Origin of the sequence: Sulfurospirillum diekertiae, from assembly GCF_002162315.1 — a bacterium.
Classification (GTDB): domain Bacteria; phylum Campylobacterota; class Campylobacteria; order Campylobacterales; family Sulfurospirillaceae; genus Sulfurospirillum.
The window spans coordinates 570,858-590,307 of record NZ_CP021416.1 but is presented as its reverse complement, the minus strand read 5'-3'; the positions used below and the strand labels follow the sequence as shown (position 1 = coordinate 590,307).

Genomic DNA, 19,450 nt, shown 5'->3' with positions numbered 1-19,450 from the left:
ATAATACCTTTAATCATTACATGTAAACGTATAATCATTAGAGGTATTTTTATTTTGAGGAAAAAAAAGAGGGTGGAGCGCACTCCACCTTTAAATTACAAGCTTGCGGGGATAACAGAAACTTTATTTCTGATTTTATCTTTACGTTGGAATTGTACAAAACCATCGATTAATGCGTAGATCGTGTGATCAACGCCAATACCTACGTTATTTCCTACATGTACTTTTGTTCCACGTTGGCGAATAATAATATTACCTGCACGTACGAACTCACCACCAAATTTTTTAACACCCAGTCTACGTCCAGCTGAGTCTCTATTATTCTGGGTACTTCCTTGACCTTTCTTGTGAGCCATTGGTTACTCCTAATCTTTTTCTTTTGTAACGTTTTTGGGTTAAGCTTTAATGCTTACAACTTTTACTCTAGTATATTGTCTTCTAAAACCACGTTTGACTTTTGAATCTTTACGTCTTCGTTTTTTGAAAGTAATAACTTTTTTGTCTTTGCCTTCAGTAACAACTTCAAGTTCTACTGTAGCACCATTGACGAATGGGGCACCCACTTTGAGTTCGCCATTGTTCACAGCTAAAACTTCCGTCACTACGATTTTCTCTTTTGGCTGAGCGTCAAGTCTATCGACATTTAAATAGTCGCCTTCTTGAACTTTATACTGCTTCCCGCCATTTTTTTATAATTGCATACATGCGTATGTCCTTCTTGGGAGAGATTTATTTTGAGGTATGGATTTTACCTAAACCTTCTTTAAGGTAATATTAAAATAAAACCCACTTAGTTTGTCACTGTTCCACAGAAAATGCGATATCTTGGCTTTTTGAGTGAACTGCCTTATGATAGAGATACCTAGCGTAGCCAAAAAGCAAAGCTTTTTGGCTATATTAAAAACTTACAAGACCATGTCAGTATAATATTCGATTTGAGCCTTTTTTAAGATGCGAATAAAGTTGGTACTGCCTTCAACACCTGCTGGATAACCCGCTGCTACGATATAGGTTTTTTCTTTATCGATTAAGCCTCTCTCAATACCCTTTTGAAGCGTTTTCCCAAGCATCATATTGAGATTACTCGCCTCAATATTCATAATCGGTTTAATTCCCCATGCAATAGTTAAAGAGCGAGCAATACGTTCATCGTGTGTTACTGCGTAAATATCTGCTTTAATGCGATATCGTGCCAATTTTTTCGCTGATTTACCTGAACTGGTGAGTGAAATCATCGCTTCAACACCCAAACGATCTGCCAAACGAGCTGTTGAAGAGGAAATAATATCGGTTTCATCTAAGAAAGGATAAACCTCAAATTTACCATAAGGATAAATCGTCTCAGTTTCCCTAATGGTATTAGCCATAACCTCAACAACATGGATAGGATTGACACCAATCGCACTCTCTTCGGAAAGCATTACTGCATCGGTTCCATCCAAAACAGCATTCGCAACATCGCTGATTTCAGCACGTGTTGCCATCTCTTTTTCTGCCATAGAAAGAAGCATTTGTGTTGCAGTAATAACAGGCTTTGAAGCAGCATTCGCTTTGGCAATCAACCTTTTTTGAATACTGGGTACTTTATAGTAAGGTACTTCGATACCAAGATCCCCACGCGCAACCATGATGCCATCACTGACCTCTAAAATCTCATCAATTTTTTCAACAGCATCAAATTTTTCAATCTTTGCAAAAATGTGTGAACGTGATTTATGCTCTTTGAGAATTTTTCTTACATTCAAAATATCTTTAGCACTTTGTACAAACGATACTGCAACAAAGTCAACACCATGCTGAGCACCCCATAAAAGGTCCTCTTTATCTTTGGGCGTAATGACCTCAATGTTAATGACAGTATTGGGAAAATTAACACCCTTATTAGAAGAAAGTTTACCGCTATTTTCAATTTCAGTGACAATTTTATCACCTGCTTCAATCACGCGCGCACGAATATTACCATCATACAAATAGATATATTCATCTTCTCTAAGCATATCTAAGATTTGAGGCTGATTGATGCAGAGCTCATACTTTCCTTCATCAAATTTTTTACCAACAATCTGCTCTTTGGTAAAATAAAGCTTGTCACCCACTTCAAGGTAAAAATCTTCTTCAAGCTTGCCAACACGAATTTTAGGACCACAAATATCTTGTAAAACACCTACTTTTTTTGTGCATTTTTTTCTGCTTCTCTGATTTTTTGCTAGTGTACTTGCATGATACTCATGAGTACCATGACTAAAATTGAGACGAAATACGTTTACGCCAGCGTTAATTAATCCTTCTAAAATCTCTACACTATCACTTGCTGGTCCAACGGTTGCTAGGATTTTTGTCTTTTTATCCATCTTTAGTTCCTTCTTTCAAAATGAGTTCAATTGTATCACTTTATTGTTACCAAATTATATCATAAGCCTTACATGTAACACCTAAAGTGATGATGAACTTTTACGCATATCTATTTTTTCCATCTCCTCAAATAAAAGCCGATAGATCTGCTCTGCCCTACCTTGAATGTATTCTAACGAGTGCGCTCTTTTACATAATTGTACAAAATGCTTCATAACGGCTTCATTGATTTTTATTTGTCCCTTAAGAAGAGCTCGTAGTAAATACGTATAACGTGCACTACCATAATCAATTTCAAGCTGATATTTTTGAATCACATAAAGGGCATCGGCCTCCCATATGTTCATTTCATGGGGAAGGTTTTGATGCAATACTTTTTTTAATTTATTCGTTGCTTTCTTGAAAACATCAAATTTAATTGTATAACTTGAAAAAAATATCAGCTCTTCGAGTTCTTTATTTTTTTCAATGTCAATTTCATTGGCAACATAGTGCTTAACTGCGTTATCAATGTCCACAAAACGAGATTTCATCGACTTTTTATACCTCTTAATTTTCGTAATCTTGTATTATACCTTAGATCATTTCAACCAAATTAAAAGCTTTCTGTGATATTATATATACTCATAATCCTAATTAATAAAACGGTTGAGCTAAGTCCATGACAAACACCATCCAACACTCTATTTTAATTTTTAATTACAATGAAACTATTCTTGAGAGTCGTAACACAGTTTTGTGCAATACGATCTTGGGACAAAAAAATTTCTTTGAAAGAAAAAAACATTAAAGGTATTCTTGTTTCACTAAGAGAAGCTCCTTATTCTCCTTTTGCTAAAGAAGATCCCAACCTTGCAAATCTTGTAATGCAACTTGAAAAACTTAGCCAAGCAATTGATCTTCCAATAGCCATTGGTGATTATAAAAAAGATACTTTTACGTATCTCAAAAAACTTAGCGCAAATACATCGGTTAAACTCTTTCAAAACATTAACACCGCCCTTCTTTTTTTTAACCCAAGTGCACTCAAAAAAGAGCTTGCTGTACTGATTTATGATGATGATAGAGAGAATGCTGATAAGATTTCCAGTGAACTTGTCAAACTTGGATATTCTATTGTTCACGCACATGATGCAGAAGATTTTAAACTCAAAGCCTCTGCTAAAAAATACGATATGACCATTACGCATACGGCAATCAACCAATCAAAAAGCAAAGTTTCGGCTACGCAAAGTTTAGGCCTTTCAAGACAACTCATTATGAATCTCCCTGTTTTTATTGATACAGCAGTTAATTCCCTCGTCACAATTACGGGTCTTGAAGCTCAAAAAATCAAACACGAGATCAGACCGTTTAATGAAAAAATCCCACCGCAAGTGATTATCGCGGCTATGAAATTTAAAGGTGAGATTTCCGGCTCTTTCTTTCTTATATTTCCAAGAGAACTTGCCCTTATTGCGCTTGAAGCTATGCTAGGTGAGAGCCTTGAAGCAGATGATACTGCTGCCATTGTTGATGGAGTTGCGGAGTTTTGTAATATTATTACAGGTTCAGCAAAAGCAATTTTTTCTAACAAAAAACTCAAAGTGCTCTTTGAACTTCCTAAAACCTATCTCTCCTTACAAGTAGCCCTTAGCGATACCTTGGGTTCTAATGGCGTTTGGATTGATATGCAGTTGGATGAAAAACCATTTTACATGTTTATTACGAAGTAATTACTCCTTTTTTAAGACACGTAAAGCCTCACTTAAAGGTTTATCGTCTTCTTCACTCTCTTGCATCACCTCAATATTAGGTGTGACTCCGTTTGGCCAAACACTTTTCCCTTTTGGAGTACTCCACCTTGCAGTTGCAAATTTTACGGCTGATGAAGTAGTAGAGAGAGGGAAAAGAGTGGCAAATGTATCTTTGCCAAACGTTGGAGTACCGATGATTGTTGCGCGGTTGTACTCTTGCAATACCGAAGCTACGATTTCAGAGCTGCCAGAAGAATCATTATTGACTAAAATGACTAATGGAATAGTTTTTAAAAATGAGAGTGCTTCAATTTTTTCAGCATACTCAATTCCATCATAATCTTGTGGCGTATTGATATACTGCTTTTTTTCTTCTTTGTGCCGACTTTTCACATTGATGATAGGCTTATCTTTCTCTAAGAAGAGTGACGTAAGGGCTATGCCGCTAATAAAATACCCACCTGGATTATCGCGAAGATCCAAAATCATCCCGTTTAGTTTATTGTGTTGGAGATTATAAAGATACTGTATGTCATCTAACATTTCTAAAAGGGCATTTTGTGCAAAAGAGCTTACCTTAACATAGGCAATATCGCCTTCAAACATCAAGGAAGTAATATAATCAATCGCGACAACTTTGCGCATAACTTGCACTTCAATAGATTTAAAACTATTAGGTTTTAAAATACCCAATTTTACTTTCGTATTAGGTGAACCCCTTAGTGCTGCGACAACTTCTTCAAAATTTAAGTCACGAACCAATATTCCATCAATCTGAACAATTTCATCGTCTTTTTGAAGATTTGCTTTTTGTGCAGGAGAGTGATCGACAACCGATTTTACAAAGATATGATTATGCTTTTCTGCCAAAAAGAGTCCAACTCCAGCTACTGCTTTAGAACTGAGGTATAATGTTTCATATTCTTCTTCATTCAAATAGCGCCCATTTTGATCAACACTATTGACCATTCCATCCAAGCATCTATTCATCAGTCTTTTTTCATCAACTGGATTAATTGACTCATCTTTAATTTTCTGAACAACCTCTTGATACAAAGTAGCAGGATCATATACCGGTGTATTTGCAGCATCAAGCATACTTAAAAGAGTGAAAGCTAGCACAAAAAAAAAACGTCTCAAAAATATCTCCTAAGCTCTATCATAATGTTGTATGGTACTACTTTCAGATATTTTTGCAAAATGCTCATGCGCTCACGACATACTCTTTTCATTGATCAGACAGTATCAACCGCATAGGTTGCATCACAGAGGTTTGAAATCCAAACTGCTGATAAAAACGATGTGCGGCTAAATTGTCAATGTCCGTTAACAGCGTAATACGTTTACATGTAAGATTTTTTGAATATGCTATGGCATATTCAACCAGCATGTGTCCACCGCCTCTTCCTCGCCAGTCAATATCAACTACCATATCTTCCAAAAAAGCAACACGTCCGCCCAATGCCGTACTGATTGTCCATAAAAGACTGACCATACCGATGATTTTTTCCTTATTCTTAAGAACAAAAATCGTACCAATATTTTGATCTTCTAAGATTGCTTGAAGTCCTATTCTTTGGATATCTCGTGCAGGAACAAACTCCGCTTCTTGTGAAAAAAGTAGTGTTAGCAAATCAATTAAACGTTCTATATCGGAAAGCTTTGCCACTTCAACTGTAAACATCGTGCACCTTTACATTTTTCACTATTGTAACATAGGAACCTTTTTTGCTTGTTATAATTACTATGTTATAAGGAGTTTTTATGACTATCAGTGATGCAAAAAATAACCTCAGTCAATTGTTTAGCAGTACACATACTGTGATTAAAGACGATAGTTCTTCTACAACGTCTTCATTTGCGGAAGAATTCCAAAAACATATCGCCACAAAAACAAGCATGAATCAGTCTGCTATCACAGAACCAAGCGAATCGGATGCTATGGTAGAAGAGTTCAAGAATGCGTTGGGGAGCAAAGGTGCTCTGACTTTTTTCCAAGATTATAACAATGAAAAAATTGAAAAAATGATTGAAGAGAAAAAAGCAGAATTAGAAGGTAAACTAGGACTAAGTGCCGATACGCAACCTCCATTAACTGGGAATGCGCGAACCGAAGCACTCGCAAGTTTAGATCAAATGTTGAGTGATTTCCGTAAACAATTAATGGATAAACTCAATGCTGATACTAAAATAGATCAACAAAACTCAATGCTCAACACATTTTTACAAAAAATGGGTTAACGTTTTTGTAAAATTAAAATTGTTTTATCAGGCTCGTCGCCAAAAAGTGTGACGGGTTTGGTAGAGCAGAGTTTAAATATTTTAAGCTTTTTGAAAAATGAAAGTGGATGAAAGTATTGTGTTATTGAACCCTCAACTTTACGGTAAAGATCACCCTCTTTTTCAAATAAAACAATCTTCGTTAACAATTCTTTATTAGAAAATGTGGCATCAACACATAAAAATTGGTTTGCTTTATCTTGGCACATAACACCATCTGCCACACCCTCAAAACCATAGAGTGTATTCACGTCGCAGATAAAATAACCCTCTTTGGGTAAAACTCTTGCAACGGCTTCCAAAAAAGCCTCTATCTCTGTGGGTGAAATATAGTTGAGTACATCGGCGATCGCTACAACACATTCAAACGAAGCTTCATCAAATTCCTCTAACTCTTTCGTGCTTGCATTCACACCTAAAGCAAGGGAACGTTCAACCATTGCCGCACTTCGATCAATGCCGCAAGCATTAAACTGCTCGTTTTGTAAGTGTTTTAAAAACGTGCCATTACCACAGCCTACATCTAAAATTGTCTTTACATGTAACGTGTGTAAAAGTTGTAAATAGATCTGGTAGAGTTTCTCATATTGTGCATCAAAGCCGATTAAAGATTCGATTTTGGCATAAAGATCAAGAGGATTTATCATGAATAAGCTTTGTTTGGGGCTTTATTTCAAAGCCCCATAAGATTTAGTCGACGAGTTCTTGTTTAAAGAGTGCTTCGTTGAATGTGCGACCTAGGTATTCACAAACGATTCTTACGTCACGTCTTGCATTACCAAGACAGCTTGTAGCACCTGGGCTTGGTGTCATATTAAAGATGATACCCGTACCTGGATTAATGCTCGCTTCGCCTAACATCAATTTTTTCTCTGTTTTGTTAATGACTTGAGGTCTTACGCCACCAAAGTGATGTGCGTATTCAATCTCGTCTAGTTGCAATGATGGAACAATTTTGCGTGCATCTTTGATGAAAAGCTCTTTACCAAATTTAGGAACTTCAAAGAAGAAGTTTCTGAAGATATAATTTCGAATGTCGCTATCTTTCATCAAATCATAAAAAACTTTCGCCACTTTGCCATCAAACTGGAGTGTCTGCCAGAAATCAAGATATGTACCGCCTGTATAGCGCTCTAATTTTGGAAGAACTAAGGCAGTTGGTCCAAAACGAGTACAACCATCGGCTAAAATATCAGGATCGCCATGCAATGCTGCAAACGGAAGTTTTGGGTGTTGAACCATGTAAACTTTACCATTAAGCATTTTTTTCTTTGTCATATAAAAGCTACCTGCAACGGGTAAACATGCAAAGTCAAGACCAAATCCCATATCGTGTGCAAGATACAGTGAGTGTGCACCAGCGTTTACTACCACAAAATCCGCCGTAAACGTTTGATCTTTGGTCATCACAACATGCATATCACCTAGTTTGGTAATATTGGTTACTTGAGAGTTCAAAAAGACATCAGCGACTTTGCCTTCTATCTTTTGCGCTTCATGTACCAAACTCTCTGTCATTGCACCAAAATCAACGGTACTGTACTGTCCACCTTCAACGCCAACGCCAACGATGTTATCGGGGCGTTCTTTGCCATCAAGATCATAAATGAGTTTTGGCTCAATTTTGGCAAGTTTTTCTTTGTCAAAGACTTCTAAATACGGATAAAGTTCTTTGAACTCTTCGTATCGATTTTTCATATAAGTGACTTCGGTATCACCTACACCGATCGCCATTTTTTGATGCGAAAACAAGAATTTGCCTTCATGCCCATGTGCAACGCAATATTTTGCGATCATGCTTGCAGTCTCTTTGACTTTTTTCGCTTTTTCTAGAGTATAGTTTGTCTCTATGTCACCACAGTGAATGGTTTGAGAATTTGACGTTCCTGCAGAATTTAATTTTGCTAAACGCTCATATTTTTCGACAAGCGCAATACGCTTAACGTCTGTATATTTTGCAAGCTCATAAAAAAGAGCTGCACCTGAGATTCCGCCACCGACGACCAAGACGTCATAGTGATTTTTTGTCATGCTAAACAACTTCCTACTCTAAGATTTTAGGGTGCGATATTCTATTATAAAAAGTCCTACAACAACTTTAAATAAAATTGATTTTAGACCTTTAAAATAAAATTTTTACTTTACAGCGATTGCTTCGATTTCAACTAGGGCATTTTTAGGCAGTGATTTCACGCCAACCGTACTGCGTGCAGGTTTATTCTCCTTAAAGAAAGAGCCATACACCTCATTGACTTTTGCGAAGTCATCCATATTTGCTAAGAAAATAGTCGTTTTAACCACTTTTTTCAAACTACTTCCTGCCTCTTTAAGTACCGCTTTGAGGTTTTCCAATACTTGAGTGGTTTGCGCTTCCACATCACCTTCTAGAAAGCTACCATCGGGTTTCAGTGCAATTTGCCCCGAAGTAAACACCATATCATTCACAACAATGGCTTGTGAATACGGACCAATCGCAGCAGGTGCATTGGTTGTTGAAACAATCTTCATAGAACTTCCTTTTTAAAGTTTTCAATTACAGTTTTAAATACAGATACTAAAGCATCTACTTCACTCAAAGGGCAACATTCATTAGGAGCATGAATCGTATCATTGACCACACCACATTCTACCGTTGCGACACCAAAATTACCAAAAAAACGAGCATCACTGGTTCCACCAGCCGTGGAAAGTTTAGGTACTTTTCCTTTTACATGTAAAAGGGCATTACTGAGTGTTTTGATAATTAAAGAGTCTTTACATGTAATAAATGGTTGCGCACTTTGACTGAGGTTCAAGCTAAAATTCAACCCCTGAAGAACGTCTTCCACATAAACACGAATTTTTTCTATATCGGTTTGAGTCGAGTTGCGAACATTAAACATAATTTTGAGATTTCCAGGAGTAACATTGGTGACTTCCATACCACCGCGAATGTCGGTAATGACCATTTGGGAAGGGGTAAAATCCTCATCACCATCATCAAGTAAATGCCCTGCAAGTTTGTGCAGTATGGAAGCTACTTGATGTACAGGATTGACCGCTTTTTCAGGATAGGCAGCATGACCTTGCTTGCCTGTAATTTCAATTACCCCATTGATGGAACCTCTACGCCCAATTTTGATGGCATCTCCAAAAACTGTTTCGGATGTGGGCTCCGCTACAATGGCATAGTCTGGTAAGAAAGAACGAATTTTTAACGCTTTGAGGAGTTCAATAGTGCCATGTTTAGCATCTCCTTCTTCATCACTGGTAAGAAGTACTGAAAGTGTCCCTTTGAAAGAATCTGTCTGCTTCAGTGCTTGTAAAAATGCGCACACGCCACTTTTCATATCTTGCGTACCCCTAGCATAGACAACACCCTCTTTAATGATAGGTTCAAACGGCTCACTCTGCCATCCAAACCCAGCGGGTACAACGTCAATATGTCCCGCAAAACAGAGATGGGGGCCTTCGCTAAAGCGTTTATATAAAAAGAGATTTTTCGTTTCTTCAACGTTCACTTCGATAACGTCAAAATCATTCAAATACTCTTTTATAAACGCAAAAGCACCATCATCATGAGGTGTTACGGAGACAAAGCGTAAAAGTTTTAAGAAAAGTTCTTCTGTTGTTAACATCATTCCTCTATTTTAAAGAAGTATCGTTTAGAGTTGATACTCTTTCTTCGTTTATTCTCTAACATCAAGCTTTTTTAAAGTTTAATCAATGTAGCACCATAACCACCCATATTAATCGGTGCATCACCATAGGAAACGAGTGATGGATAGGTGCTTAAAAAGGTTCTTACTGCATACGCTAACTTTCCCGTACCAATACCATGATACACCAAAACCTCATCAAAACCACTCATCAGAGCATCACTTAAAAATTTATCAAGTCTTTCAACCGCTTCATCAGCTCTAAGCCCGTGCAAATCTAAAATCATCGAACCACTCGGTGTCTCTTTGGAGATGACAACACCTGCTTTATGCACTTTAGGTTGATTGCCCGTTCGCTTGAGTTTAGAGAGAGGGACACGAAGCATAATGCCATCACACTCGATGGTTGCTTCCTCTTTTTTAATGCTTTTAATGATGCCTTTGGAGCTTCCGTATTTGATTTTATCGTTTACATGTAAAGGCTCTGCTTTTTGATCGGGAATCACTTTACGTGTCTCTTGGTGCAATTGGTTGGCTTTGTTTAACAGACGATGTGACTCTTTGGTATCCGAACTTTTAATCGCTTTTTTTGCTTCACCAATTGCTTGATTGAACTCTTTTGACATTTTAGAATATGCAGAATCAAACTCTTCTCTCACGCGCTCTTTTTCATCGCGCAAAGACTCTTTAAGTTTTTCTACCTCACGAAGTCTCGCATCAAGCTCTTCTGACGTTTTGCGCATTTCAAGCTCTAAGTCAATATTTTTTTGAATGAGCTCATTGAGCTTTTCTTTGTCTTCGCCGTACAAAACGCGTGCTTCTGCAACGAGAGACTGAGGAATACCATAGCGAAGGGCTGTTTCAAAGGCATAACTTCGACCAATCGTTCCTTTGAGAAAGCCGTATGTGGGACGCTCGCTCTTTTCATCGTAAATTGCGGCCAAAAGTTCAACTTCAGGATGCGTGGCAAGCAAAGAAGCTAAGCGTTTATGGTGGGTAGTAATGACGATTTTCATCTCTTTGTCGATCAGTTTTTCGATCATCACTTTAAAAAGATTGGCCGCTTCATCCGCGTCTGTTCCCAGCTCAATCTCATCCACACCAATGAGTGCTACTTTCTTACCAAAAAGTTTACTAAACTCATTCATCCGCCCAGCAAAAGTTGAAATGTCATTTTTGACATTTTGAGGATCATCCAAAATGGCAAATACCTCTTTAAAAGAACCAATACTCGAATGTTTGGCATCAATGCGCATTGGAAGCAGGTATTTACTCAAAATGGCAGCCGAGAGGATGGATTTTAAAAGCATTGTCTTACCACCCGCATTCACACCGGTTATCATTAAAACCTGTTTACTAAAATTAATCGTAATGGGTTTTGGATTGACAAGGGCTGGATGCGCAAAATTTTCAAGTTTAATAGTATTACTCTTAGAAGGAAGCACAAACTCCATATCTTTTTCTCTCGCATACGCCACTCTGGCATAGTAAGCATCAAAACGATCAAACTCTTTGTTCACGAAACCCAAAAATTTGAGCTGTTTCGTAAACACTGAAGAGATTTGCTTGGCGTACTTGTAAACCAGCTCTTCTTTGCGGTCTATCAGTTCACTTTCGCGACTCACGAGTTTGCCTAAAGATTCAGGTACGACATAGAAAAATCCACTACTACTACGTCCAATAACATTACCTTTGAGCACATGGTTAAAACCACCGCGAACCAAAAGTGCTTCTTGATTATTGATATAGTGAATCTGCTTATCGGCAAGATAGAGGGCTATTTTTTCAGTGGAGATGAGACGACGAAGCGTGCTGTTCATCTCATCTTTCACCATTTTGAGACTTTGGGCAATGTTGGCGAATTGCTCATCAACGCTAGGTTTTAGTTCCCCTTTCTCATCAAAATAGTCACAAATTTGTGTAATCTCTTGCGGAATCAGAATTCGTTCCATCCATTCGCCCAGACTTTGATCAATCAACATATTTTTGAGATATTGCATATATTTGACAATTTGGACAAACGCAAAAATTTCATTGAGGCGAAGTATCCCCATCTTACTAAGATGCATGAGTGCTACATCCAAAGAAGGAACTTCAGGCAGAGGCTTGAGGCGATCACGGGTAAGGAGCTCGTGAATCAATTTATAATGCAAGTTGGCATCACCCTCCATAAAGAGGGGTTTTTCACGTGCTAAAAAGTGTTTAAAGCTTTGGGCATAATCGACCAAATCCAGTTTTGAAAAAAGTTTTTCCATTAGGGATTTACTTTCACTTTTTCAAGCGTGCATGTCGCTATATCGATGACAACACCTCTGTCATTTTGATTGTTATTGTTTGCAATAAAACTAAGCGTTCCATTCACAAAAACAAATGTATCCGAAGAAATTTCTCGCCCATCACAATAGAGCGATTTACCTTGTTTGAACGCACTAATCATCAAACGGTTTTCTTCACTGTTCTGACGACTTTGTGCTTCATACCACCAGGCAAGAGCGAGGAGAAGGGCAAGGACAATAAACAGTCCTCCTTTTGCTTTTTTAGAAAAAGTGCTCTTTTTGGCAGCGATAACAGAAGCAATAAGAAACACGAGTGCTAAAAGAAGTAAAAGTTGCATCACATAACTCCTCTGAGTTGATAGGTTATATCTCCCGCACCAAAACTAATCACCAAACCTTCATTAACTATGTGTTGGTTCGCTTCGCAAGGAGATATCTCAATACTATTTCCATTTCGATAAATTCGTGGTGGTAAGAGTGGCGCATAGCGTGCGAACTCTTTTTCGAAATCAATGAAAACCTCTTTTTCACCTGCTTTCCAAACCGGTAAAATGATAAGCTGATCCACGCCTTCAAAGCAGTTGACAAAACTCTCTAAATTATCAATCGTACGTGAGTATTTGTGTGGTTGCCAAATCGCTGTAATCTTTGTAAGTCCCATGAGTTCAGCATATTTTTTGGCTGATTGCAATGTTGCTTTAATCTCAGTGGGATGATGACCATAATCATCAATGAGTGCAAAATTTTCACTCTTTGTCAAAAGATCAAAACGCTTTTTAATCCCTTGGTAGCTTTTCAATTTTTCGCGTGCCGTATCGACATCCATCTCATGCAAACTTGCCAAAATTGCGAGTGAAGCATCAAGTGCCATATGGGCACCAATCCCCCACACTTCAAAATGTCCTAAATCTTTAAGAACGAATGAGGTAAAAGGTTCACCGTTTCGCATCACAGTTTCAATACCACTAATATCTCGACTTGGATAAAGGCGATCTGCTTCAAGCTCATGAAGGGTACTCAAAAAGGGATCTTCTGCATTAATGACACGAATCTTAGCACTCTCTAAAAAGTGACGATATGCACCATAAAATCGGTCATAATCATAATTATAATACTCCATATGCTCAGGCTCAGCATTGGTGACAATCGCAATGTACGGATTGGAGTTTAAAAAGCTCGCGTCACTCTCATCGGCTTCAAAAATAACATTATTTCCCTCTTTGTAGTACATATTAGAGCCATACTGCTTACTCTCTGCACCAATAACTAAAGAGCCTTCTACCATCGAAGCGAGCATCGCGCTGGTTGTACTTTTGCCATGTGCTCCACAGACTGAAAAAACACGTCTATTTTTCAAAATAAACAAAAGAGCTTCACGACGTGGCATGATCGTCATATTTTTCTCACGTGCTCTTACTAACTCTATATTATCAGGTTTAATAACCGCTGAAAACACCACTAAATCTTGATCGGTAATACACGCTGGATCGTGAGGAATATGCACAGAAATGCCCATCTCTTCTAAGCCTGCTGTAATTTTACTGGCTTTAACATCTGAACCTGTAATCTCATAACCCTCTTGTTTTAAATATTTTGCTAATGCGGAAAGCCCGATTCCGCCGATTCCTACAAAATGAACCTTTTTCAACCATTATCCTTCATACATAATCTATTTTTACACGCTTTACAAGCCAAGCTTGAAAAGCTAGACTGCTTATTTTGAAGCAGAAATAAAATCGCTAATCTCTTTTAAAATTTGTTCTGTTTTCACACTATTTTCAACAAGAGCAATGCGCACATAGTTTTCACCAACTCCGCCACGCCCTAAGAAACGACCTGGCAAAACTTTGATATTTTTCTGCTCATACAGCTTACATGTAAACTCCAAATCATTCTTCACTTCTAACCAAACATAAAACGTTGCATTAATGGCAGGTACGCCTAAAATTTCATGTGCTAAGTAAAGATTCTTTGCGTATTGTGCACGTGCCAACTCCACATGTTCCATATCATTCCACGCTGCAGCCGATGCTTTCTGGAGCGGCAAGGGAATCGCTGCTCCCACATAGGTGCGATACTTTGCATAACCACTGAGGATTCTCTCATCGCCTGCAATAAAACCTGATCGTAAACCAGGAGCTGAACTTCGTTTGGAAAGAGAATTCAGAACCAAAATATTTTTGAAGGTATCATTGCCTACATGTAAAGAGGCCTCCAACAAAGAGGCTGGCTTTTCGCCCACGTAAAGTTCACTGTAACACTCATCATTGAGAAGAACAATATCGTATTTTAGGGCAAACTTTACCCACTCACCTAGTTCTTCAAGGCTTAACACCGAAGTGGTAGGGTTATTGGGAGAATTAAGAATAATCAAATCCGCTTCTTTAAGAGCAGCTAAATGAATATCTGGCTTAAATCCGTTCTCTTTCGTCAAATTCAGATGCACAACTCGAGCGCGACTTGCAATGGCTGCACCTTCGTAAATTTGATAAAAAGGGTTTGGATACGCCATCACAGGGTTTTGTTTGTCGTGGAGAAGGTACTGTGGAAAATTAAAGAGCACCTCTTTCGTTCCAAAAACAGAGATTAACTCACTGGCTTTAAGTTCAACGCCAAAACGCTTTTTCACAAAACTGCGTTGTGCGTCATTGACATATGCTTCGCCCGAAGATTTGGGGTATTTTTTGAGTAAATGCGCATTTTCTTTGAGTGCTTCTTGAATAAAATCAGGTGTCTCAAACTGTGGTTCACCAATGGTTAAGGTAACCGCTGGATACGCACTATTTGGCGTAATATCTTTCAGTAATTCCGTTAATTTTTCAAAGGGATAGGGTTCAAAATGCAATGGTTTTCCTTTTACATGTAAAACAATTTTTTAGTGTGGCATTCCAAATTTTTGGGTGATGAGTTCACCCTCTTCATTGATAAACAGATAATAAAGCAAATCTTTTTTAACACTAAGCCCTGCTAAATAACGCAGTGCTAGATTCGCTTGCAAAGAGGCTATGTGCATCACAATGGGTGCAGCAATACCTGAAGGCTTTTTGTCACTAATCTTGAAGGCAGAAAAACTGCTCTGCTCAAAAAAGCAGACTTGCCCATTAAAGGCTTCGACTGAGCCATAAATCCATGGCGTTTTCACCTCTTTAGCATACGCATCAATTAAGCTGCGTGTTGGTAAATTGTCAGTTGCATCAATGATGAGATCGACGTCTATCTCTTTACATGTAAAGACTTCCAAACGTCCTATATGCGCATAAACCTTAACAAAAGGGCAACGCGCTTCAATACTCTCTTTCACCACATCGGCTTTGAGTTTTCCTTCATCCCCTATTTTAAAGGCGATTTGACGATGAATGTTATGCACACTGACTTCATCAAAATCCACGAGGTGAATTTCACCAATCCCTGAACTTCCTAGCGCATACGCCAAAGAGCTTCCCAGACCTCCACAACCAATGATGACAATCTTTTTACGTTGTAAACTTTGTTGTGTCTCTTCTCCCCAGAGCTGTACTTGTCTGTGGAAATAGTGCATCATACGCTTTCTCGCTTACTCACCTGTTTTTTCCATCCCCAAAGCTTTCTCGCTTCTGCGAGGCTCTCCTTTTCGATGGTGGCAACGAGCATCTCTTCTTTATCACCCAAAGTGAGTTCGACCTCACCAAAAGGAGAAATCAGACTGCTTTTGCCATAAAATTGCCATGTCTCGTCTTCTTTGTAGCTTCCCACACGGTTGGCTCTTAAAATATAGACATTGTTTAACATTGCTCTCATTTTGAGAAGCTCTTCCCAACGGTGTGCTGAATCAAATGTAGATGAAGTTGGTGTAAGCACCACATCCACATTTTTCTTCATTACTTCCATCCAAACAGTATCAAAATGAAGCTCATACCCACTGACAATACCAAAGCGAATACCATTGTGTAAAAAGATAGGTAACACATATTTTGAAACCGCATTGGCAAAAAATTTCTCTTCATTCCAGTGTTTATAATTAATTAAAAATTGTTGATCAAAAAAATGCACCGATTTAGCCGAAAAATGAGCATTGCATTTGTAGCAAAACTCCCCTTTAATATTGACAATCGGGGCAATAACATGTAAATCATAATCCGCACACAATTTTTTCAAAACTTCAATTTTATGATTGGATTGTTCTTTAATCATTGAAAGTGGCATACTTTCTAACTCTTTGAAAAAACTGTTAAGTGCGTATTCGCTTAACAGCACCACCTCAACCTCTTTTTGTTTGCAAATGCGAAAGTAATAATCGAGTTTTGCTTCGCTCATTGGAAGTGTACTGAGTTGCAATGCCGCTATTTTCATGCCAATTCTTCCTTCTCTTGCAATTTTGTATAGGTTAATTTTGCCTCTTCAAGCATTTTGTTTGCTTCTTTTAAAATGGCAATGCCTTCTTGGTACTTCTTCATTCCCTCTTCCAAGGAGAGCTCAGGATTTGAAAGTGTCTCTAAAATCACTTTGGCGTTCTCAAGCTTTGTTTCAAAACTTTGTTTCTCTTCTTGCATCTTATACCTTCGCTTCCAGTGCTTTTTTTAATATAAAAATCAAACTTATCGTACTCAACTAAAAAAGGCGTCGTGCCCATACTGACTGTCAATACAGACATAATCCACACGATCACTTCTGCCCATATTTTCCATCGTTGTCTTGATCAAAGCCATCTCTTCAGGCATAAACAGACAATCGCCTTGAAATGAGATAAGGGTGAGTTTCGCTTTGATAAACTTGAGCGAGTCTTCTAACGAGTCATAATTACGTGTTGCATCAAATATATTCATCGCTTTGATAATATAAAGATAGCTTAACGGATCAAATCGCTTGGCAAAACTGTAGCCATTATACTCCATGTAACGCTCCACCTGAAAACGTCCGAAAAGTTCGTACAAACCGTCCGTCTCAACGTAATTGCGTCCAAATTTTTTATTCATCGAATAAGGGCTTAAAAAGCTAATGTGCCCCGCCATACGACCAATCGCAAAGCTGAGCAGTCCCTCTTCTTCAAAATCAGAGGCATCGTAATTACCATTTTTAAATCGAGGGTCATTGACAATGCCTTCTATGGCAATTTTATTCCACGCAATTGCCCAAGGACCTGTCGCATAGGTAGTTGCAAGCAGTATGACCCGTTTGGCAAAATCGGGATACTCAATGGACATACAAAGCCCCTGCATGCCTCCAAGCGAACCCCCAATAATTGCATAAGCCTCTTTAATCCCCAGTCTGGTAAAAAGGTTCATTTGGGCTCTAACCATATCACTGATCGTTAAAACGGGGAATTTAAGGCGTAGTGGTTCTTTGGTTTTAGCATTGATGCTCATAGGTCCCGTGGAGCCAAAACAGCTTCCTAAGATGTTAACACAAATGACACAAAACTTTGTTGTATCAATGATTTTTCCATCGCCTATGAGAGGATCCCACCAGCCCGCTTTCGTTTCGCCTTCATAGCGACCTGCCGCATGATAACTTCCTGTGAGGGCATGAAAGACGACAATAACATTGCTTTTGGTCTCGTTCATGTCACCGTACGTCTCATACTTAAGATCATAGGTTTCTAAGATACGACCACTCTCTAAATAGAGCGGTTCATCGAAATGGGCAATAGCCGTTTGAATTTTCACACATTTCCTTACATGTAAAACGCAACACTATACTTTTTTAAAAGCGTATAGTGTTGCTTAATCATTAGTTGACTCTATAATTAGGTGCTTCGTGTGTGATGATAACATCATGTACATGGCTCTCTTTAAGACCCGCACTGGTAATTTCAACAAATTCAGCTTTCTCTTGATAATCAATAATATCACGTGCGCCCACATACCCCATAGAAGATCTAAGGCCTCCCACGAGTTGGAAAATGACATCACGAATAGAACCAGCATGAGGAACACGTCCTTCAATACCCTCCGGTACAAGTTTATCAGCAGCCGTTCCTTCTTGGAAATAACGATCACTACTTCCCTTCGTCATTGCCCCAATACTTCCCATGCCACGATAGGTTTTATATTGGCGTCCTTGGTACGTAATAAGCTCGCCAGGACTCTCATCGGTTCCAGCAAGTAAACTTCCAACCATAACACTTTGAGCTCCAGCGGCTAAAGCTTTTGCGAAGTCACCTGAATACTTAATACCGCCATCGGCAATGATGGGAACGCCGTATTTACGGCCAACATCTGAACACTCTTCAATTGCTGTCATCTGAGGTACACCCACGCCTGAAACAATACGTGTGGTACAAATACTTCCAGGTCCTATGCCCACTTTAATGCCATCAGCTCCCGCTTCAACAAGAGCAAGTGCCGCTTCTGAAGTTGCAATATTCCCTGCAATAATATCAACTTTAAGCTCTTTTTTGATCAGTTTAACGGTATCAATAATCCCTTTTGAATGACCGTGTGCTGAGTCTAAAACTAAAACATCGGCACCGGCTTCTACGAGCGCACGAGCACGATCCAGTTGACCTACACCAATAGCTGCTCCCACACGAAGTCTACCAAACTCATCTTTGTTAGCATGAGGATACTCTTGGCGCTTTTTTAGATCTTTAATCGTAATCAAACCTGCTAGTTTGTTATTTTCATCTACAATAGGAAGTTTTTCAACTTTATTGGTTCTAAAAATTGCTTCAGCATCATCCAACGTTGTGCCTTTTTTAACCGTAATCAAAGGCATTTTGGTCATGAGCTCTTCAACATTTTTACTATAGTCATTTTCAAAACGGAGATCGCGGTTGGTTAAAATACCAATCAAGATATCGTTATCATCAATTACAGGGACACCTGAAATGCGGTACTCTGACATAATGGCAAGGGCTTCTTTCAGCGTCGCTTTGGCTTTAATTGAAACAGGATCAATGATGATACCACTTTCACTTTTTTTCACACGTCTGATTTCACGTACTTGGGATTCAATATCCATATTTTTATGAATAATTCCAAGCCCTCCAAGACGTGCCATCATAATAGCCGCACGGTGCTCTGTTACGGTATCCATTGCAGCCGATACAAGAGGGATATTTAGTGTAATATTCTTCGTTAATTTTGTTTTAATATCAACCTCTTTAGGCAAAATCTCAGAATACTTTGGTACCAATAATACGTCTTCAAATGTTAATGCTCTTTTTCTAATTTTCATGTGTGTCCTTCTC

19 protein-coding genes and 2 pseudogenes are annotated in these 19,450 nt (G+C 38.5%); 2 read left to right on the top strand and 19 right to left on the bottom strand.

Going from position 1 to position 19,450, the window contains the following annotated elements:
• Nucleotides 1-95 precede the first annotated feature (95 nt).
• The 4 genes and pseudogenes from rpmA to Sdiek1_RS03010 all read right to left on the bottom strand — a co-directional run bounded on the left by rpmA (nucleotide 96) and on the right by Sdiek1_RS03010 (nucleotide 2,885).
• Nucleotides 96-356: a 50S ribosomal protein L27 gene (gene rpmA / locus Sdiek1_RS03025; RefSeq protein ID WP_025343852.1), complete on the bottom strand. Its 261-nt coding sequence runs from the start codon at nucleotides 354-356 to the stop codon at nucleotides 96-98.
• 39 nt (nucleotides 357-395) lie between these two features.
• Nucleotides 396-705: pseudogene (gene rplU / locus Sdiek1_RS03020) on the bottom strand (50S ribosomal protein L21).
• A 200-nt stretch (nucleotides 706-905) separates the two neighbouring features.
• Nucleotides 906-2,351, bottom strand: coding sequence for a pyruvate kinase (gene pyk, locus Sdiek1_RS03015; protein ID WP_087437833.1), 1,446 nt, complete (start codon nucleotides 2,349-2,351; stop codon nucleotides 906-908).
• A gap of 81 nt (nucleotides 2,352-2,432) precedes the next feature.
• Nucleotides 2,433-2,885, bottom strand: coding sequence for a hypothetical protein (locus Sdiek1_RS03010; RefSeq protein ID WP_087437832.1), 453 nt, complete (start codon nucleotides 2,883-2,885; stop codon nucleotides 2,433-2,435).
• Nucleotides 2,886-3,122: 237 nt separating this feature from the next.
• Between Sdiek1_RS03010 and Sdiek1_RS03005 the strand changes: the two genes are divergently transcribed.
• A complete protein-coding gene (locus tag Sdiek1_RS03005; RefSeq protein WP_238099123.1) occupies nucleotides 3,123-4,067 on the top strand; it encodes a chemotaxis protein CheX in 945 nt (314 codons plus the stop codon).
• Here Sdiek1_RS03005 and Sdiek1_RS03000 read toward each other — a convergent pair whose 3' ends face one another.
• Nucleotides 4,068-5,228, bottom strand: a complete 1,161-nt coding sequence (locus tag Sdiek1_RS03000; protein ID WP_087437831.1) for a S41 family peptidase — start codon at nucleotides 5,226-5,228, stop codon at nucleotides 4,068-4,070. It abuts the gene before it with no gap.
• An 88-nt stretch (nucleotides 5,229-5,316) separates the two neighbouring features.
• Complete coding sequence (locus tag Sdiek1_RS02995; protein ID WP_087437830.1) at nucleotides 5,317-5,772, bottom strand: GNAT family N-acetyltransferase; 456 nt, start codon at nucleotides 5,770-5,772, stop codon at nucleotides 5,317-5,319.
• 80 nt (nucleotides 5,773-5,852) lie between these two features.
• Here Sdiek1_RS02995 and Sdiek1_RS02990 point away from each other — a divergent pair, with 80 nt between their 5' ends.
• Nucleotides 5,853-6,329 carry a hypothetical protein gene (locus Sdiek1_RS02990; RefSeq protein ID WP_087437829.1) on the top strand — a complete coding sequence of 159 codons (477 nt, stop codon included), beginning with the start codon at nucleotides 5,853-5,855 and terminating at the stop codon, nucleotides 6,327-6,329.
• Here the strand turns inward: Sdiek1_RS02990 and Sdiek1_RS02985 are convergent.
• The 13 genes and pseudogenes from Sdiek1_RS02985 to guaB form a co-directional block, all read right to left on the bottom strand.
• Nucleotides 6,326-7,015 (bottom strand): class I SAM-dependent DNA methyltransferase, encoded by a 690-nt coding sequence (locus tag Sdiek1_RS02985; RefSeq protein WP_087437828.1) that lies wholly within the window; start codon nucleotides 7,013-7,015, stop codon nucleotides 6,326-6,328. The two genes, Sdiek1_RS02990 and Sdiek1_RS02985, sit on opposite strands and share 4 nt — an antisense overlap.
• Nucleotides 7,016-7,058: 43 nt before the next feature.
• Nucleotides 7,059-8,399 (bottom strand): FAD-dependent oxidoreductase, encoded by a 1,341-nt coding sequence (locus Sdiek1_RS02980; RefSeq protein ID WP_087437827.1) that lies wholly within the window; start codon nucleotides 8,397-8,399, stop codon nucleotides 7,059-7,061.
• 105 nt (nucleotides 8,400-8,504) lie between these two features.
• Nucleotides 8,505-8,876: a RidA family protein gene (locus Sdiek1_RS02975; protein WP_087437826.1), complete on the bottom strand. Its 372-nt coding sequence runs from the start codon at nucleotides 8,874-8,876 to the stop codon at nucleotides 8,505-8,507.
• On the bottom strand, nucleotides 8,873-9,985 hold the full coding sequence (dapE, locus tag Sdiek1_RS02970; RefSeq protein WP_087437825.1) for a succinyl-diaminopimelate desuccinylase: 1,113 nt from the start codon (nucleotides 9,983-9,985) through the stop codon (nucleotides 8,873-8,875). Before dapE ends, Sdiek1_RS02975 begins: the two co-directional genes overlap by 4 nt.
• Nucleotides 9,986-10,059: 74 nt before the next feature.
• Nucleotides 10,060-12,261, bottom strand: a complete 2,202-nt coding sequence (locus tag Sdiek1_RS02965) for an endonuclease MutS2 (RefSeq protein WP_087437824.1) — start codon at nucleotides 12,259-12,261, stop codon at nucleotides 10,060-10,062.
• Nucleotides 12,261-12,620 carry a hypothetical protein gene (locus Sdiek1_RS02960; protein WP_087437823.1) on the bottom strand — a complete coding sequence of 120 codons (360 nt, stop codon included), beginning with the start codon at nucleotides 12,618-12,620 and terminating at the stop codon, nucleotides 12,261-12,263. The genes Sdiek1_RS02965 and Sdiek1_RS02960 overlap by 1 nt, the downstream gene beginning before the upstream one ends.
• A complete protein-coding gene (gene murC / locus Sdiek1_RS02955; protein ID WP_087437822.1) occupies nucleotides 12,620-13,930 on the bottom strand; it encodes a UDP-N-acetylmuramate--L-alanine ligase in 1,311 nt (436 codons plus the stop codon). Before murC ends, Sdiek1_RS02960 begins: the two co-directional genes overlap by 1 nt.
• Before the next feature lie 66 nt (nucleotides 13,931-13,996).
• Nucleotides 13,997-15,127 carry a succinyldiaminopimelate transaminase gene (locus Sdiek1_RS02950; protein ID WP_087437821.1) on the bottom strand — a complete coding sequence of 377 codons (1,131 nt, stop codon included), beginning with the start codon at nucleotides 15,125-15,127 and terminating at the stop codon, nucleotides 13,997-13,999.
• A 30-nt stretch (nucleotides 15,128-15,157) separates the two neighbouring features.
• Nucleotides 15,158-15,823 carry a HesA/MoeB/ThiF family protein gene (locus Sdiek1_RS02945; protein WP_087437820.1) on the bottom strand — a complete coding sequence of 222 codons (666 nt, stop codon included), beginning with the start codon at nucleotides 15,821-15,823 and terminating at the stop codon, nucleotides 15,158-15,160.
• Nucleotides 15,820-16,611 carry a carbon-nitrogen hydrolase family protein gene (locus tag Sdiek1_RS02940; RefSeq protein ID WP_087437819.1) on the bottom strand — a complete coding sequence of 264 codons (792 nt, stop codon included), beginning with the start codon at nucleotides 16,609-16,611 and terminating at the stop codon, nucleotides 15,820-15,822. The genes Sdiek1_RS02945 and Sdiek1_RS02940 overlap by 4 nt, the downstream gene beginning before the upstream one ends.
• Nucleotides 16,608-16,811 (bottom strand): exodeoxyribonuclease VII small subunit, encoded by a 204-nt coding sequence (gene xseB / locus Sdiek1_RS02935; RefSeq protein ID WP_087437818.1) that lies wholly within the window; start codon nucleotides 16,809-16,811, stop codon nucleotides 16,608-16,610. Before xseB ends, Sdiek1_RS02940 begins: the two co-directional genes overlap by 4 nt.
• Nucleotides 16,760-17,924: pseudogene (gene metX, locus Sdiek1_RS02930) on the bottom strand (homoserine O-acetyltransferase MetX). Before metX ends, xseB begins: the two are co-directional and overlap by 52 nt.
• Nucleotides 17,925-17,988: 64 nt before the next feature.
• On the bottom strand, nucleotides 17,989-19,437 hold the full coding sequence (guaB, locus tag Sdiek1_RS02925) for an IMP dehydrogenase (RefSeq protein ID WP_087437817.1): 1,449 nt from the start codon (nucleotides 19,435-19,437) through the stop codon (nucleotides 17,989-17,991).
• Between the last annotated feature and the right edge of the window lie 13 nt (nucleotides 19,438-19,450).

Coding starts and splice junctions, on each gene's coding strand:
- Sdiek1_RS03010 (WP_087437832.1), bottom strand. CDS start 2,885: ATGAAATCTCGTTTTGTGGACATTGATAACGCAGTTAAGCACTATGTT.
- Sdiek1_RS02940 (WP_087437819.1), bottom strand. CDS start 16,611: ATGAAAATAGCGGCATTGCAACTCAGTACACTTCCAATGAGCGAAGCA.
- Sdiek1_RS02980 (WP_087437827.1), bottom strand. CDS start 8,399: ATGACAAAAAATCACTATGACGTCTTGGTCGTCGGTGGCGGAATCTCA.
- rpmA (WP_025343852.1), bottom strand. CDS start 356: ATGGCTCACAAGAAAGGTCAAGGAAGTACCCAGAATAATAGAGACTCA.
- guaB (WP_087437817.1), bottom strand. CDS start 19,437: ATGAAAATTAGAAAAAGAGCATTAACATTTGAAGACGTATTATTGGTA.
- Sdiek1_RS02990 (WP_087437829.1), top strand. CDS start 5,853: ATGACTATCAGTGATGCAAAAAATAACCTCAGTCAATTGTTTAGCAGT.
- Sdiek1_RS02995 (WP_087437830.1), bottom strand. CDS start 5,772: ATGTTTACAGTTGAAGTGGCAAAGCTTTCCGATATAGAACGTTTAATT.
- Sdiek1_RS02985 (WP_087437828.1), bottom strand. CDS start 7,015: ATGATAAATCCTCTTGATCTTTATGCCAAAATCGAATCTTTAATCGGC.
- pyk (WP_087437833.1), bottom strand. CDS start 2,351: ATGGATAAAAAGACAAAAATCCTAGCAACCGTTGGACCAGCAAGTGAT.
- Sdiek1_RS02975 (WP_087437826.1), bottom strand. CDS start 8,876: ATGAAGATTGTTTCAACAACCAATGCACCTGCTGCGATTGGTCCGTAT.
- Sdiek1_RS02960 (WP_087437823.1), bottom strand. CDS start 12,620: ATGCAACTTTTACTTCTTTTAGCACTCGTGTTTCTTATTGCTTCTGTT.
- dapE (WP_087437825.1), bottom strand. CDS start 9,985: ATGTTAACAACAGAAGAACTTTTCTTAAAACTTTTACGCTTTGTCTCC.
- xseB (WP_087437818.1), bottom strand. CDS start 16,811: ATGCAAGAAGAGAAACAAAGTTTTGAAACAAAGCTTGAGAACGCCAAA.
- Sdiek1_RS02945 (WP_087437820.1), bottom strand. CDS start 15,823: ATGATGCACTATTTCCACAGACAAGTACAGCTCTGGGGAGAAGAGACA.
- Sdiek1_RS02965 (WP_087437824.1), bottom strand. CDS start 12,261: ATGGAAAAACTTTTTTCAAAACTGGATTTGGTCGATTATGCCCAAAGC.